Here is a 16,185-nt window from a genome sequence, read left to right as displayed (position 1 = left end):
GTCCGGGGCCTCGTACAGCGGCGGAGGGTGGCCGCAGATCAGCGCTGCAGATCCGCCGCCGCTTGAGCAATCCCGCCGTTCATCCCATGACCTCAGGCGTTCGGCTGCCAGCCGCCGCCCAAGGCTTTGTAGATGGCGACGATGCCGCGATACAGATCGATTTCGGCCAGGGCCTGGCTGTCTTCGGCGGCCAGACGCTCACGTTCGGCGTCCAGCAGGACGAGGAAGTCGGCCGTGCCTTCGCGGTACTGGATGTTCGCCAGATTGGCCGCCGATCGACTGGCTTCACTCTGCCGCACCAGCGACACCAGACGCTGCTGACGCTTGTCGTAGTCGCTGAACGCGTTTTCTGTTTCTTCCAGGGCCAGCAGCACTTGCTGCTCGTAATTGGCCAGAGCGCCTTCGGCATCGGCATTGGCGCCGCGAATCCGCGCCCTGACGCTACCCAGGTCAAATGCCGCCCAGGTGATGCTCGGGCCGAGGCCCCACGCTTGTGCTGCGCCGGACCCGATCTGCGAACCACGGCTGGCGGTAAACCCGAGGAAACCGCTCAGGCTGACCCGCGGGAACAGGTCGGCGGTCTGCACGCCGATTCGCGCGGTTTGCGCCGCCAGTTGCCGCTCGGCGCTGCGCACGTCCGGACGGTTTTCCAGCAGCTTGGTCGGATCACCGATCGGCAGAGCTTTGGAGATCGCCGGCAGCTTGGCCGGAGCGAGGGTCACGGTCATGGCGTCCGGTCGCTCGCCGAGCAGGGTGGCGATGCGATTGCGTTGGCGCACCTGCTCGGCCTGAAGCTGCGGAATGGTGGCTTCCACCGCCGCCAGACGCGCGTCGGAACGCACGACATCAAGCTCATTGCCCACGCCTTCATCACGCAACTGCGCGGTGACGCTGCGCGACTCCTGCTGATTTTTCAGGTTGTCCCGGGCGATGTTCTCGCGCAATTGGGCGCCGCGCAGCTGACCGTAGGCGTCGACCAGTTCGGCGATCATCGTCACCTGCAGCTGATAGAGGTTGGCTTCGGCAGCCTGCTGGTCGGCGTCACTGGCTTCCAGCTCCCGCTGGATGCGGCCGAACAGGTCCAGTTCCCAGGCCATGTCCAGGCCGAGGTCGTAACGTTCCTGGTTGACCCTGTGTTCGGTCTCACCCGGTACCTGCGAGCGGCCGATCTGGCTGCTGGCGCGGCTGGTCACGACGGGCATCGCGTCGTTGCTGATGTCGTCACGAATCGCGCGGGACGCCTTCAGCCGGGCGAAGGCGACGCGCAACTCGCGGTTGCCCTGCAGCGATTCGGCGACCAGGTTGTTCAGGGTCGGGTCGTCGAACTGCTGCCACCAGACGGTTTCGATGTGGCTGCGGTCATAGGCCCGCTGGGTGGCGGCCTGGATGTTGGCCGCCGCGGTTTCCGGCTTCTTGTAGTCCGGGCCGACGGCGCAGGCCGCCAGCGCCAGCACCAGCAGGCTCGGCAGAAAGAGTTTTGCAGCTTTCATCAATGAGCCTCCGGGGCGGTGGTCTGAATGCGTTGAGCCTTGGCCGCCTGGCGTGCCTCTTTGCGTCCAACGTAGTTACGAATCAGTACATAGAAGACCGGCGTCAACAGCAGACCGAAGAAGGTCACACCGAGCATCCCGGAGAACACCGCCACGCCCATGGCATGACGCATTTCGGCACCGGCACCGCTGGACAGCACCAGTGGCACCACACCCATGATGAACGCGAAGGAGGTCATCAGGATCGGCCGCAGACGCAGGCGGCAGGCTTCAAGCACAGCTTCCAGCGGGGTTTTGCCCTTGTCCTGCTCATCCTTGGCGAACTCGACGATCAGGATCGCGTTCTTGCACGCCAGGCCCACCAGTACGATCAGGCCGATCTGGGTGAAGATGTTGTTGTCGCTCCCGGCAATGATCACACCGGCAATGGCCGACAGCAGGGTCATGGGCACGATCAGGATGACTGCGAGTGGCAGGCTCCAGCTTTCATACAGCGCGGCCAGTACCAGGAAGGCCAGCAATACGCAGAGCGGGAAGACCAGCAAAGCGGTGTTGCCTGACAGAATCTGCTGGTAGGTCAGGTCGGTCCACTCGTAGGTCATGCCGTTGGGCAGTTCTTCCTTGAGCAGTTTCTCCATCGCTGTCTGCGCCTGACCCGAGCTGTAACCCGGTCCCGCGGCGCCGTTGATCTCGGCGGTGATGAAGCCGTTGTAGTGCATGACGCGGTCCGGGCCCGAGGTGTTGGTGACTTTCAACAGCGTCGCCAACGGGATCATTTCGCCGCGGTTGTTGCGCACTTTCAACTGACCGATCTGTTCAGCGTCCTGGCGGAACTGCTGCTCAGCCTGCACGTTGACCTGATAGGTCCGGCCGAAACGGTTGAAGTCGTTGGCGTACAGCGAGCCCAGGTAGACCTGCAGGGTGTCGAAGATGTCGCTGATCGGCACGCCAAGGGTCTTGGCTTTTTCACGGTCGATGGCGGCATCGACCTGGGGCACGTTCACCGTGTAGCTGGTGAACAGCGCCGCCAGTTCCGGCACGCTGCGGCTCTTGCCGATGACGTTCATCGTTTCTTTGTACAGCTCGTCGTAACCCAGGTTGCCACGGTCTTCGATCTGCAGGCGGAAACCGCCGATCGTGCCCAGGCCTTGTACCGGCGGGGGCGGGAAGATCGCCATGTAGGCTTCCTCAATCCCGGCATACTTGGCGTTGAGGGCACCGGCAATGGCGCCCGCAGACTCACTGGCCTGCTTGCGCTCATCGAAGGACTTGAGGGCGACGAAGACAATGCCGGAGTTCGGGCTGTTGGTGAACCCGTTGATCGACAGGCCAGGGAAGGCGATGGCGTTCTCCACACCCGGCTGTTCCAGGGCGATGGACGACATCTTCTTGATCACGTCCTCGGTGCGATCCAGGCTCGCGGCATCCGGCAGTTGCGCGAAGGCGACCAGGTACTGTTTATCCTGTGCCGGTACGAAGCCGGTCGGGGTGTTGGAGAAACCCAGCCAGGTCATCACGATCAGGCCGGCGTACACCACCAGTGCCACGCCGCTGACGCGGATCACTCGGCCAACCGTGCTCACGTAGCCGTTACTGGCCTTGACGAAGAAACGGTTGAACGGGCGGAACAGCCAAGCGCCAAACAGCTTGTCGAGGAACCGCGAGAAGCCGTCCTTCGGTGCATCGTGGGCGCGCAGCAGAACAGCGGCCAGCGCAGGCGACAGGGTCAGCGAGTTGAAGGCCGAGATCACCGTCGAGATGGCGATGGTCAGCGCGAACTGTTTGTAGAACTGCCCGGTCAGGCCGGAGATGAACGCCGCCGGAATGAACACCGCACACAGCACCAGGGCCGTGGCGATGATCGGGCCGGTCACTTCTCGCATCGCAATTTGCGTGGCCTCCATCGGCGGATGGCCAAGCTCGATGTTCCGCTCGACGTTCTCCACCACCACGATGGCGTCGTCCACAACGATACCAATCGCCAGTACGAGCCCGAACAGCGACAGCGCGTTGAGGGAGAAGCCGAACAGGTGCATGACCGCAAACGTACCGATCAGTGACACCGGTACGGCGACCAGCGGAATGATCGAGGCGCGCCAGGTCTGCAGGAACAGAATCACCACGAGTACGACGAGGATCAGCGCTTCAAACAGCGTGTGAACCACCGCTTCGATGGAGCCGCGCACGAAGATCGTCGGGTCATAGACGATGCTGTAGTCCATGCCTTCCGGGAAGTTTTTCTTCAGCAGTTCCATCTCGCCGCGCACTTCGTTGGAAATGTCGATGGCGTTGGAGCCCGGGCGCTGGAAGATCGGGATCGCCACCGCTGGCTGGTTGTTCAGCAACGACCGCAAGGCGTACTGGCTGGAGCCCAGTTCGACGCGAGCGATGTCTTTGACCCGGGTGATTTCGCCGTTGTCGCCGGCGCGAACGATGATGTTTTCGAACTCTTCCTCAGAAACCAGACGGCCCTGGGTGTTGATCGACATCTGGAAGCTGGTGGCGCTCGGGGAGGGCGGTGCGCCCAGTTGACCGGCGGCCACCTGACGGTTCTGCTCGCGAATGGCGTTGACCACGTCGGTCGCCGTGATGTTGCGCGATGCGGTCTTGTTTGGATCGAGCCAGACCCGCAGCGAGTAGTCGCCCATGCCGAAAAGCTGAACGTCGCCGACACCGCCCAGGCGTGCCAGCTCATCCTTGATGTTCAGCACCGCATAGTTGGACAGGTACAGCATGTCGTAACGCTGATCCGGCGAGGTCAAGTGGACCACCATCGTCAGGTCAGGCGAGGCCTTGTCCACGGTAATACCGATGCGCGTCACTTCTTCCGGCAGCTTTGGCTCGGTCCGGGTGACCCGGTTCTGTACCTGCACCTGCGCGGTGTCGAGGTTGGTCCCCAGCGCGAAGGTGATGGTCAGGGTCAGCTTGCCGTCGGCGGTCGCCTGAGAAGACATGTAGAGCATGTTCTCGACGCCCGTGATCGCCTGTTCCAGCGGCGCGGCGACGGTCTCGCCGATCACTTTCGGGTTGGCGCCGGGGAAGTTGGCGCGCACGACAACGGTCGGCGGCACGACTTCGGGGTATTCACTGATCGGCAGCTGGAACAGCGAGATCGCGCCGGCGATCAGGATCAGCAGCGAAAGCACCGCCGCGAAGATCGGTCGCGTGATAAAGAACTTGGAGAAATTCATCGAGTGTGTCCCTTAACCGCGTGGCGTGGCGGAAGCAGCAACCTTGGCGTCCAGCTTGGACTGCGCCTTGGGCTGGTTGCTGGCTTCGAGCGCCTGGCGTTGTTGTTGCAATGCGGAGAGTGTTTCGGGGCTGGCCATCGGCGTGTCCTGCGGGTCAACCGGTGAGCCCGGACGCACGCGTTGCAGGCCGGTGACGACGATGCGGTCGTCTTTGCTCAGGCCGCTGCGCACGATGCGCAAGCCTTCAAGCTTCGGCCCCAGATCGACGCTGCGGTAGATCGCCTTGTTGTCCTTGTCGACTACCAGCACGAATTTCTTGCCCAGATCGGTGCCCACCGCTTCGTCCTTGATCAGCATGGCTGAGTAGGTGCCGCTGCCGACCAGCTTCAGGCGCGCATACAGGCCCGGGGTGTATTCGCCCTTGCTGTTGTCGAATACGGCGCGGCCACGGATGGTGCCGGTGCGCGGATTGACCTGGTTGTCGACGAAGTTCATCTGACCCAGGTGCGGGTTTTCCGCTTCATTGGACAGACCCATGTACACCGGTGTGGTCGCGCCGCGTTTGCCGTCGCGAGCCAGCTGGTTGTACTTGAGGAACACGCGCTCGTCGGCGTCGAAGTAGGCGTAGACCTTATCGGTGGATACCAGGCTGGTGAGGATGGTCTGGTCGGCAGTGACGATGTTGCCGGCGGTGATTTCCGCACGGCTGACGCGGCCGGTGATCGGCGCCGTGACGCGGGTAAAGCTCAGGTTCAGGCGCGCCAGATCAAGCTGTGCCTGGATGGCAGCAACGGCAGCTTTGGATTCCTGGGCGGTGGTGGTACGAGAGTCGGCGAGTTCGGCGGAGATCGCATTGTTGGTGCGCAGACGTTCGCCGCGCTGGGCTTCATTGGTGCTGCGCTGGGCCGCGGCCTTGGACTGTTGCAGTTGCGCTTCCAGACGGTGGACTTCCGCTTCGAACGGGCGGGGGTCGATCTGGAACAGCAGGTCGCCTTTTTTCACCAGCTCGCCGTCAGTGAACGCAACCGAGTCGATCTGGCCGGAAACGCGCGGGCGAACCTGAACGGTTTCCGGCGATTCAAGGCGGGCGGTGACTTCGTCCCACTCGTTGACCGGTTGCTCGATCACCTTGGCCACGTTGACTTTCGCCGCCGCCGGCGCAACCGTCGCCTCAGGCGTCCGGCCGCACGCGCCGAGGACCACAAGGGTCAACGCGGCGAGGGGATAGCGCAAAGGAGTTAAAGACTGAAGCATGGGAGAATCCGCCGATGTTATTGAGATGGGCGGATAATGTTCTCGGGGGTGTTATTGCACGAATCGAATGACGCGAAGGTAACTATCAGTCGTAATGATGTTCGGCGTAATAAAAGGTCTGCAATCAATACCCTGCACCGTCATGTGGCATCTGTTCATGAAGCCACGTGGCTTTGAGCTATTGCGCAGAGACGTCCTTCAATCGACCTAAGCTTCCCGGTGTGACGTCTGGCGCTTTCCCGGCTAAAGCCAGTCCCACTGGGACGCAGGGTGCTTTTAATGGGACCGGCTTCAGCCGGGAAGAGGCCGGTTCATACGCCTCAAAATCTTCAGCAACGTTGCACAATCAGAAATGGTGAGTTGAGTTTACTGGTGATTCACGGCCTTCGCTGCGGCCAATAGCATTGAGCCTGAACCCACTCATGAAGGTCTCCCAATGACTCGTTCCGATTCGGTCAATTCCTCGAACAGCCAGCCCGGCTTCAGCCGCCGCGGTATCTTGCAGGCGTCCGCGGTGGGAGCGGCGTCTGCCGTGGCTGCATCATTTGCCAGCACGGCCTCAGCCAGCTCACCTCCTTCCGGCCGGCACAGCAACGCCGAGTTCGACGATGCCTTCCGTGTCAGGTTCCACACGCAAAAGGTCGGCGACGTCGAGGTGTTCTACCGCGAAGTCGGCGCGAAGGATGCGCCAGTACTGTTGCTGCTCCACGGCTTCCCGAGCGCAAGCCACATGTTCCGCACCCTGATGCCGCTGCTGGCCAGTCAGTACCGCCTGATCGCGCCGGACTTGCCCGGTTTCGGCAACACCCTGGCGCCGCCGCGGGGTCAGTTCGATTACACCTTCGACAACCTCTACAAAGTGGTCGAGGGTTTCACCGAAGCATTGGAGCTGACCCGATACGCGCTGTACATCTTCGACTACGGGGCGCCCACCGGCCTGCGCCTCGCCGCCGCCAACCCGGAAAAGGTGACAGCCATCATCAGCCAGAACGGCAACGCCTACCTTGAAGGTTTCAGCGATCAGTGGGACCCGTGGCAGGCTTACTGGCGTGATCCTTCGTCGGCCAACCGTGAAGCCTGTCGACCGTCGCTGTCGCCCAAGACCATCCGCGACTGGCAGTACGGCACCGGTGCGGATCCCGAGAAACTCTCGCCCGACGGCTACAACCTCGACATTTTTTACATGGCCCGGCCCGGCGCGGAGGAGATACAGCTGGACCTGATTCTCGACTACCACACCAACGTCGCAGCCTATCCCGCGTTCCAGGCGTATCTGCGCAAGCATCAACCGCCCTTGCTCGCGGTCTGGGGCAAACACGACCCGGCCTTCATTCCGCCGGGCGCGCTGGCGTTTCGCAAGGACATCCCCAATGCCGAGGTGCATCTTCTGGACGCCGGGCACTTTGCGCTGGAGACCCATGCGCCCGAGATTGCGCAGTACATCCGGGACTTCCTGTCACAGAAGCTACAGCGGTGACAACACCGTTTTACCTGACTGGATGAGCTTTGAAGCGGCTGCCGACGATGCCGTGTCTCACGTGCAATCAACGGAGGGCCTGGAGGATTACTTCTGCGCCGCCAAGGCTTTCCTTTGGGATTTCTCAGTTTTCATCGCGGCGATCTCGCGCTCGCAGGCCTCGACGTCGAAGGAGTTGTCCCACTTGGCGATGGCGATGGTGCCGATTCCATTGCCGATCAAATTGGTCACGGCCCGCGCTTCGTTCAGGAACCGGTCAATGCCCAGCAGCAAAACAAGCCCGACCAGAGGAATGGAGTGGATGGTGGTCAGGGTCGCCGCCAGCGTCACGAACCCTGCACCTGCCACCCCTGCCGAACCTTTGGACGTCAGCAGGAACACTCCGAGCAAGATCAACTGATCGGCAAAGGTCAGCGGGGTATTGGTCGCCTGGGCGATGAAGATGGCGGCCATGGTGAGGTAGATGCAGGTGCCGTCGGCGTTGAACGTGTAACCGGTCGGTAGCACCATGCCCACCACCGATTTTTTGCAGCCCAGTTTTTCCAGTTTTACCATCATGCGTGGCAGCACCGCTTCGGTCGAGCAGGTGCCCAGCGTGATGAGAATTTCATCCTTGAAATAACGCAGAAATTGCATCAGCGGCATGCCCGACCACCGTGCCACGGAACCCAGCACGACGACGATAAAGATCAGCGTGGTGAGGTACAGGGCGATCAGCAGCTGACCGAGCGAGAGCAGGGTGCCGATGCCGTACTTGCCGATGGTGAAAGCCATCCCTGCACCCGCACCGATCGGCGCCAGTCGCATGACCATGGCAACGATCTTGAACAGGCCTTGCAGAAACAGATCAATGGTGTTGATCAGCGGCTTGCTGGTTTCGCCCATTTGCACCAACGCGATGCCCATCAACACAGAAAGCAGGATGACCTGAAGCATGACCCCGTTGGAAAAGGCGCCGAGGAACGTGTGAGGAATGATATTGAGAAAGAAATCAATGGTCCCGCCCTGTTCACTGGCAGCCTGGCTGTACTTGCTGATAGCACTGCCATCAAGGGCGCTGACGTTGATATTCATGCCGACGCCCGGCTTGACGATATTTACAACGACAAGGCCGATGACCAGCGCGATGGTGGACAGAATCTCGAAGTAGAGCAGGGCCTTCACACCGATTCGGCCCACCTCTTTGATGCTGCCCATCTTCGCGATACCCACGACGACGGTCCCGAAAATGATCGGTGCCAACAGCATCTTGATCAGTTTGATGAAACCATCGGCGAAGGGCTGGAGCTTGGCACCGATGTCTGGCAAGAAGTAACCGATGGCGGCGCCGATCACGATGCCGATCAGCACTTGCACATACAGCTGGCTATACCAGCGTGATTTGGACGTTTCCACGGAAGCACCTCATTTTATTGTTGTGATGGGCATGTGGCGTGGCGTCAGGAATGACGCGTGTGTCTGCGGCCTCTTTCAAAAAGGGCCGCAGACGCGGTCTGATCAGCCCTCACCCAACTCGCGCATGACGGCGTACAAGGCGGACTTCGCTTCAAACCCGACACCTGGAATATCCGGTAATCCGACGTAGCTGTTTTCCACCTTGATCCCGTCGGCAAAACCGCCGAAGGGCTGGAACACGTCCGGGTAGGATTCGTTGCCGCCCAGGTGCAGGCCGGCGGCGATGTTCAAGGACATCTGGTGACCACCGTGGGGCACCACGCGGCGGGACGACCAGCCCATGTCTTCCATTACCTTCAGCGTGCGCATGTATTCCACCAGCCCGTAGGACAGCGCGCAGTCGAACTGCAGAAAGTCGCGATCAGGGCGCATGCCGCCGTGGCGCAGCAGGTTGCGGGCGTCCTGATGGGAAAACAGGTTTTCACCGGTGGCCATGGGCAGCTCGTAGTGATTGGCAAGCTCGGCTTGAAGCGCGTAGTCCAGCGGGTCCCCGACCTCTTCGTACCAGAAGAGGTTGTACTTCTTGATGGCTTCGGCGTAAGCAATGCCGGTTTCCAGATCGAAACGGCCGTTGGCATCCACCGCCAGACGACGTCCGTCCCCGACCACCTCTAGCACTGCCTCGATGCGGCGGATGTCTTCGTCCAGGGGCACGGCGCCGATCTTCATTTTGACCACGTCATAGCCGCGATCCAGGTAGCTCTGCATTTCCGCCTTGAGCTTGGTCTGGTCCTTGCCTGGGTAGTAATAGCCGCCCGCGGCATAGACCCAGACTTTGTCGTCGGCCACGCCGTTGCGGTAACGATCAGCCAGCAGGCGATACAGCGGTTTGCCTTCGATCTTGGCGACCGCGTCCCAGACCGCCATGTCAATGGTGCCGACGGCGACCGAGCGCTCTCCGTGACCGCCTGGCTTTTCGTTGGTCATCAGGGTTTTCCAGATGGCGAACGGGTCGAGGTTGTTGTTTTCATGATCGACAAGGGTGTCGGGGTCGGCTTCGGTGATGCGCGCCAGGAAGCGATCACGCATCAGCGCGCCCTGGCCGTAGCGACCGTTGGAGTTGAAGCCATAGCCGATAACAGGTTTGCCGTCGCGGATCACATCGGTGATCACCGCCACGACCGAGCAGGTCATTTTGGAAAAATCGATATAGGCGTTGGCAATGGGCGAGGCAATGGAAACGGTTTTTTCACGGATGTCCACGATGCGCATGACGGGTTCCTCTTGTTGTTCGTGGCCCCACGTTAGGCTTTGCGACGACACCCGCCCAATGCTATTAATGCCGCACCCTATGCACAGGAGGCATGGCCCCGTGGAACTCGTCTGGCTTGAAGATCTCTCGGCGCTTGCGGAGTACGGCAGCTTTGTCCGTGCCGCCGAGGCACGGCACGTTACCCAGCCGGCCTTTAGCCGCCGGGTTCGCTCGCTGGAGAACTGGATGGGGGTGGAACTGTTCGTGCGTACGCCTCAGGGCGCAACGCTGACGGAGGCGGGAAGGCAAATTCTACCGAGCGCTCAGGAGGCGGCCCGGCACCTGTACCGGATGCGCAACGAGGCCCAGGAAGTGGCCGGAATGGCGGCGCGCTCACTCAAGTTCGCGGCCACGCATTCCCTGTCGTTCACTTTCTTTCCCAAGTGGCTGCGAAGCTCGGAAAACGCCGCGCTCATCGAGGCCGTGCAGCTGCACTCCGACAGCATGGCCGTCTGCGAGCAGATGCTGATCCACGGCCAGGTGCAGTTCATGCTCTGCCATCGCCACCCCGACGTGCCGCCGCTGCTGGCGCCTGATCAGTTCATCAGCAAGAAGGTCGGTGAGGACGTGCTGGTGCCCCTGGCGAGCACATCGACCCGCTTTGGCACCACGCCGGCGGCGTTGCCGTATCTGGCGTACACCCATGAATCCGGGTTGGGGCGTATCGTCGCCCACCGACTGCGGGGCAAGGAAGATTACCTTCACCTCAAACCGCTCTTCAGCAGCCACCTTGCAGCCGTACTCATGTCCATGGCCCTGGAAAGCAAAGGCGTGGCGTGGCTGCCGAAAAGCCTGACCGAGCAGGAAGTGCTGGAAGGGCGACTGGTCCGAGCGCTGGATGAAAGCTGGGACATTCCGCTGGAAATTCACCTGACCCGGCCGAAGGCGCAGCTGAGTCAGGCGGCGGAGGCGTTTTGGGGGGAGGCGGGCGGTGGTGGCGGGTTGGCTTTGGGCGGACGGGCGGGTTGAATCGATCAGCCTAATGGACCGGCACCTGGCGTTTTAAAAGACCGAGACATCAGGTTGAAGATCACTCTTCGCTGCGGCCCGATTCTCGTTCTTCGAATGTCAGTCTGCCCAAGCCTCCATCAAGACTCCGTATGCGGCTGGAAGATTTTGCTGACCACCGCCCACTTGCCTTCCACTTTCAGCAGTTGAAAGAAGTCAGTGAAAGAGAGGCCCGACATGTCATTTGCATCTATCCGTGCGCTGGCGGCAGTCCCGACGATTTCGATACGGGTTATAGCGGCCTGGGCGTTCGGTGACGGACGAAAGTCTTCGTCGATTCCCTTGAACAGAATTGAAATCGCGCCGCCTGCGAGTTTGCCATCGGCGCCGACGCTGTACATCGTCGCATGTTCGTTGAACGCGGGTTTCATGATGCTACTGTCGGCCTGCCTGCAGCCCTCGATGTATTTATTCAGCACGTCGGTGATGGCTTGGTATTCATCTACGTAGGTAGGTTTATTCACGATCGTATGACTCACTTGTTTGTCATGGGGTTGGGTATCTGCCTGGGCAATCGTGCCCAAACTGGAAATCAGGGCGACCAAAAGCCAACGCTTCATGGAAGTCATTTTCATGTCTCAACTCTTATCAATTAGCAGTGGTATCCAGCCAGACAGATCCATAACGAGTGTAGGCGACAGGAATCTCGATCATTTCTTTTAGATCATCTGCAGCGCTACGAACCCAAAATGGATCTCGCAGCATTTGCCGGCCTACAAACACCAAATCAGCCTGGCCGTTTTGCAAAATTTCTTCGGCCTGACGTCCGTTCTGAATCACACCGACAGCACCTGTCGCGATATGCAGTTCTTTGCGCAGCAATTCAGCGGCCGGTACCTGGTAACCCGGGTAGGTCTGGACCTTGACCATTTTGATACCGCCGGAACTGCAGTCGATCAGGTCAACACCTTGCTCTTTCATCCAGCGACCGTACTCAAGGAACGACTCGGGCGTGTTGCCGCCTTGCGCGTAATCAGAGCTGGATATGCGGACAAACAGTGGGCGATCCCCCCAATGGATTTTGACTTCCTCCAGCACTTCCCGAAGGAAGCGATAGCGTCGCTTGGGATCGCCGCCATATTCGTCGTCGCGGGTATTGGCCAGCGGCGAGAGAAACTCGCTCAACAAGTAGCCGTGGGCGGCATGAATCTCGAGGACATCGAAACCGGCGTCGCGGGCACGTCGTGCGGCATCGCCGTAAAGTTTGACCAGACCCGGAATTTCATCCGCCGCGAGTGCGCGTGGAACAGGGCTGGTATCCGTGAAGGGTATGGCGGACGGCGCGATGTGAATCAGATTGGGCAGATCAGCGTTGCGTCCGGCATGGCCGATCTGGGCGCCTGCTTTTGCGCCAAAGCCATGAAGCAGCTCAACCAGCGCTTTCAAGCCACCAACGTGTTCATCGCTCCAGATGCCGAGGTCGCCTGGGCCGATACGGCCGTCAGCGTGGACAGCCAATGTTTCTGGAAAAATCAGCCCTGCCTGACCCAACGCGCGAGCGCCGTAATGAACGCGATGCCAGTCAGAGACGAAGCCATCGTCCGCTGCCATGTGCATGCACATAGGGGACATGACAACGCGGTTTTTCAGTGTGAGGCCTTTGATTGTGTGGGGGGACAGCAACAAGCTCATCTGGCGGATTCCATAGTGGTTAATATGGAATGATGCTAGCGTACGCAGCACTGGCGAGTAAGTACGCACAATAATGTGCTGTAGGCACACTTTTTATACCGTGGTGATCACCGTGAAGAAATGTAATCCCCAGGATGAACTCGAAGCGTTCGCGTGCCCCGTCGCGTTTACCGTCGATGTCATTGGCGGAAAGTGGAAGTCGCTCATCCTCTTCCACCTGATGTCAGGAACCCAACGGTTTAATGAGCTGCGGCGCTCGATACCTGACATCACGCAGAGGATGCTGACATTGCAGTTGAGAGAGCTGGAAACTGATGGGGTTATTCATCGCGAGATCTATCGCGAAGTGCCGCCTAAAGTTGAGTATTCGCTCACGCAACTGGGCAACTCTCTGGTGCCTCTGGTGAGTGCCATGCGCGAGTGGGGAGCTGTGCATGAGCGCACGATTCTGGAACTGCGGCGATCTGCAGTCGATGTTGACAAGCTCGAATCTCTGGCTTGAGTCTGCGCAGTAGCCCGTGCGGTGCCGGGCCCGCGCTAGCCCCCTACAGGCTATCCGGATCCCCAAAAAACATCTGAATCCGCGACCTTAACCATCTCTCCCCCGGATCATTGTCCTGCGACCCCCGCCAGGCCATGTGCAGCTCAAACGTACGCGATTCAATCGGCAACTCTTCCGAGCGAACACCCCCCGCAGCAGTCAGCACCGCGGCGGCGTAGTCCGGCACGGTCGCGACAATGTCGGTCCCGGCAATCAGCGTGGCCAGACCGTTGAACTGCGGAACCGCCAGCACGACGTGGCGTTTGCGGCCGATTTTTTCCAGGTGTTCGTCGATGAAGCCGCCGAGGTCGCCGGCGAAGGACACCAGGGCGTGGGGGCGGGCGCAGAAGTCGTCCAGGGTGATCGGCCCCGGCATGGTGTCGGCGCGCAGCAGTTTGGGTTTGCTGCGGCGCAGCACTTTGCGCTTGGCGTTGGCGGGGAGGTCGTCGGTGTAGCTGACGCCGATGGAGATTTCACCGGAGGAGAGCAGCGCCGGCATCAGGATGTAGTTGGTGCGGCGCACCACCAGCACGATGCCCGGGGCCTCCGAACGCAGGCGCTTGAGCAGTGACGGCAGCAGGGCGAACTCGACTTCGTCGGACAGGCCAATGCGGAATACGGCGGTGCTGGTGGCCGGGTCGAAGTCGGCGGCGCGGCTGACGGCGGTGGAGATGGAGTCCAGGGCAGGGGACAGCAGGCCAAAGATCTCGATGGCCCGCGCGGTGGGCTCCATGCTGCGTCCGGTGCGCACGAACAGCGGATCGTCGAACAGCCCGCGCAATCGCGACAACGCCGCACTGATCGCCGGCTGACCGAGGAACAGCTTCTCCGCCGCGCGGGTGACGCTGCGTTCGTGCATCAGAGTTTCGAAAACGATGAGCAGATTGAGGTCGACGCGACGCAGGTCGTTGCGATTCATGACGGGGGTCTCGGGGGCATTGGTCGATACATTGGCGGCCCAGACGCGCGCCACGTGTTCAGCTCAGGCAGGGATATTACGGGTAAATACCGGTTGTCTGCATTGTTGAATTTTCCGGGACCGCTGTAAATGTGCTCCGAGGCGCACCCAATGGTGGTAGCTGATGAAACCTTGACCCGCAAAAACACACCAATGGCAACGTGCTGGCCCTTTGTAATCCGGTGCGTCGCAGCCAGCGCGTAGCACGGGATGCATCGATCTTCAGGCTTCGGGTTGCAATGTCGCGGTGAGCACCCAACAATGTGCGCCCAGCAGGCCCGGGACGGCGGCGCAAGATTCAGCAGCTGCCTGCGCCATCAGAATCGATGGCAGGCATGTCGACTATTAATAGCCACTGATAGTGTTACCGGCGGCGCCCGGATAGAGTTCATGGCATCAAGGTTCATAAGGCGAGGTTCGAAATGTCCCGCACGATCCGTTTTCATCAGTTCGGTCCGGCCGAGGTGCTCAAAGTAGAAGAGCTGCCGGTCGCGTTGCCTGCACCCGGTGAGGTGCAAGTGCGCGTTCAGGCGATCGGCGTTACCTGGTACGACGTGCTGTGGCGACAAAATCTGGCTTCATCCCAGGCTCGCCTGCCGGCCGGTCTGGGTTCCGAAATGGCGGGCGTCATTACGGCCATCGGCGATGGCGTGACCGATCTGAAAGTGGGCGACAAGGTTGCCAGCTTTCCTTCGGCAGACGTCAATGTGTACCCGGTCTACGGCGAGCTGATTCTGCTGCCCCAGACTTCCGTGACCCGCTATCCAGACGTGCTGACCCCCAATGAGGCGGCCGTTCATTACACACCGATGCTGGTGGCGTATTTTGCGTTCGTTGAACTGGCGCGGGCAAAATCAGGGCAAACGGCACTGGTCACCGACGCTAGCCATTGCGCGGGCCCTGCGTTCCTGCAACTGGGCAAGGCGCTCGGCATCAAGGTGATTGCCGCGACCAAGACCGAAGCGTGCCGCGACTACCTGCTGAAAATGGGTGCGGACAAAGTGATCGTTACCGAAGAAGAGGATTTGCTTCTGACGATCAACCGCTACACCGACAACCGCGGCGTGGACATTGTCCTCGACGGTCTGGGTGGCCCGCAGATGTCGATTCTGGGTGATGTGTTGGCACCCCGTGGCAGTCTGATTCTTTATGGCCTGCAGGGTGGTAACCAGACGCCGTTCCCGGCGTGTGCAGCGTTTCAGAAGAACATTCAGTTCTTTGTGCACTGTGTGGGTAACTTCACCGGCAAGCCGGAGCTGGGCATCAAGCAGGACGAAGAAGCGATCAAGCGTGCCTTGCGCGACATCAACCAGATGACGGCGGACGGCATGCTGTTACCGCAGATCACCAAGGTGTTCCCGTTTGATCAGTTGGTCGAAGCCCACCGTTTGATGGACGGTTGCCCGGTAGGTGGTCGTGTAGTGGTTGAGGTCGATCCATCCTGAGCGCAGACCATCGCGCTCGTTGAATGCCCGACGCTTTTGACCTGGCGTCGGGATTGAGGTGCCGGAGACCGGGTTCCAGGTATCCGCCCTGTCAGTCACCGGTCACGTTGTATCACTCAAGCCTTCCCGAATGTTCTGGAAGGCTTTTTTGTTTATTGGGTGTTTAATTTATTGATCAATCCTCCCAGGGTGTGTGGTTGATAAGTCTTTTTGAATCAATGGACTGTTCGTTTTAATAAACTTTTATTTAAACGTCCTCGTTTAATTGCTGTTCGGATTTGTCGAAAATAGAACCTTCACGTGTCGGTAGTGGCTGGCTTGTAATTGTTTCGCATGCGTCGATAATAGTTTCAACAATTACATGCTCAAGGAACGAGTCGATGCCTGTTGACCTGCCGCCCTCTGCTTTGCGTGATAACCGGTCTGCTGCATCCATCACTAGCGGAACTGCCTCATGTATGGATATCAAGCCGCCAATAGGG

At 60.2% G+C, this 16,185-nt stretch carries 12 protein-coding genes; 4 read left to right on the top strand and 8 right to left on the bottom strand.

Features of this window, described 5'->3' with window-relative positions; genetic code table 11:
- Nucleotides 1-92: 92 nt before the first annotated feature.
- The 3 genes from AC3ISG_RS13820 to mexE are packed head-to-tail and all read right to left on the bottom strand — an operon-like array spanning nt 93 to nt 5,935.
- Nucleotides 93-1,490 carry a TolC family protein gene (locus tag AC3ISG_RS13820; RefSeq protein ID WP_122534761.1) on the bottom strand — a complete coding sequence of 466 codons (1,398 nt, stop codon included), beginning with the start codon at nt 1,488-1,490 and terminating at the stop codon, nt 93-95.
- Nucleotides 1,490-4,681 (bottom strand): efflux RND transporter permease subunit, encoded by a 3,192-nt coding sequence (locus AC3ISG_RS13815; protein ID WP_272629030.1) that lies wholly within the window; start codon nt 4,679-4,681, stop codon nt 1,490-1,492. Before AC3ISG_RS13815 ends, AC3ISG_RS13820 begins: the two co-directional genes overlap by 1 nt.
- Nucleotides 4,682-4,693: 12 nt before the next feature.
- Complete coding sequence (gene mexE, locus AC3ISG_RS13810) at nt 4,694-5,935, bottom strand: multidrug efflux RND transporter periplasmic adaptor subunit MexE (RefSeq protein WP_489297198.1); 1,242 nt, start codon at nt 5,933-5,935, stop codon at nt 4,694-4,696.
- 436 nt (nt 5,936-6,371) lie between these two features.
- Between mexE and AC3ISG_RS13805 the strand changes: the two genes are divergently transcribed.
- Nucleotides 6,372-7,412 (top strand): alpha/beta fold hydrolase, encoded by a 1,041-nt coding sequence (locus AC3ISG_RS13805; protein ID WP_489297197.1) that lies wholly within the window; start codon nt 6,372-6,374, stop codon nt 7,410-7,412.
- Nucleotides 7,413-7,499: 87 nt separating this feature from the next.
- Here the strand turns inward: AC3ISG_RS13805 and dctA are convergent, their stop codons facing one another.
- Together dctA and AC3ISG_RS13795 are read right to left on the bottom strand one after the other, a co-directional pair.
- The gene (dctA, locus tag AC3ISG_RS13800) at nt 7,500-8,807 is read right to left on the bottom strand and encodes a C4-dicarboxylate transporter DctA (protein ID WP_489297196.1); all 1,308 of its coding nucleotides are present in this window, start codon (nt 8,805-8,807) and stop codon (nt 7,500-7,502) included.
- Nucleotides 8,808-8,909: 102 nt separating this feature from the next.
- Nucleotides 8,910-10,079, bottom strand: coding sequence for a mandelate racemase/muconate lactonizing enzyme family protein (locus AC3ISG_RS13795; protein WP_272629037.1), 1,170 nt, complete (start codon nt 10,077-10,079; stop codon nt 8,910-8,912).
- Nucleotides 10,080-10,179: 100 nt separating this feature from the next.
- Here AC3ISG_RS13795 and AC3ISG_RS13790 point away from each other — a divergent pair, with 100 nt between their 5' ends.
- Nucleotides 10,180-11,088, top strand: a complete 909-nt coding sequence (locus tag AC3ISG_RS13790; RefSeq protein ID WP_485620098.1) for a LysR family transcriptional regulator — start codon at nt 10,180-10,182, stop codon at nt 11,086-11,088.
- A gap of 119 nt (nt 11,089-11,207) precedes the next feature.
- Here AC3ISG_RS13790 and AC3ISG_RS13785 read toward each other — a convergent pair whose 3' ends face one another.
- Both AC3ISG_RS13785 and namA read right to left on the bottom strand, forming a co-directional pair.
- A complete protein-coding gene (locus tag AC3ISG_RS13785; RefSeq protein ID WP_122625258.1) occupies nt 11,208-11,591 on the bottom strand; it encodes a nuclear transport factor 2 family protein in 384 nt (127 codons plus the stop codon).
- A 124-nt stretch (nt 11,592-11,715) separates the two neighbouring features.
- Entirely contained in the window at nt 11,716-12,759 is a 1,044-nt protein-coding gene (namA, locus tag AC3ISG_RS13780; protein ID WP_489297195.1) for an NADPH dehydrogenase NamA, read from the bottom strand.
- 112 nt (nt 12,760-12,871) lie between these two features.
- On the opposite strand from namA, the gene AC3ISG_RS13775 reads away from it, so the two are divergent.
- Entirely contained in the window at nt 12,872-13,261 is a 390-nt protein-coding gene (locus AC3ISG_RS13775) for a winged helix-turn-helix transcriptional regulator (protein ID WP_122534816.1), read from the top strand.
- Between the two features lie 43 nt (nt 13,262-13,304).
- On the opposite strand, the gene AC3ISG_RS13770 is transcribed toward AC3ISG_RS13775, so the two are convergent.
- Complete coding sequence (locus AC3ISG_RS13770) at nt 13,305-14,219, bottom strand: LysR family transcriptional regulator (RefSeq protein WP_065990323.1); 915 nt, start codon at nt 14,217-14,219, stop codon at nt 13,305-13,307.
- A 461-nt stretch (nt 14,220-14,680) separates the two neighbouring features.
- On the opposite strand from AC3ISG_RS13770, the gene AC3ISG_RS13765 reads away from it, so the two are divergent.
- Complete coding sequence (locus AC3ISG_RS13765; RefSeq protein WP_489297194.1) at nt 14,681-15,703, top strand: zinc-dependent alcohol dehydrogenase family protein; 1,023 nt, start codon at nt 14,681-14,683, stop codon at nt 15,701-15,703.
- Nucleotides 15,704-16,185: the final 482 nt, after the last annotated feature.

The sequence above is a fragment of the Pseudomonas sp. GL_135 genome (assembly GCF_057834665.1).
This window is presented reverse-complemented; position numbering and strand designations above follow the sequence as displayed.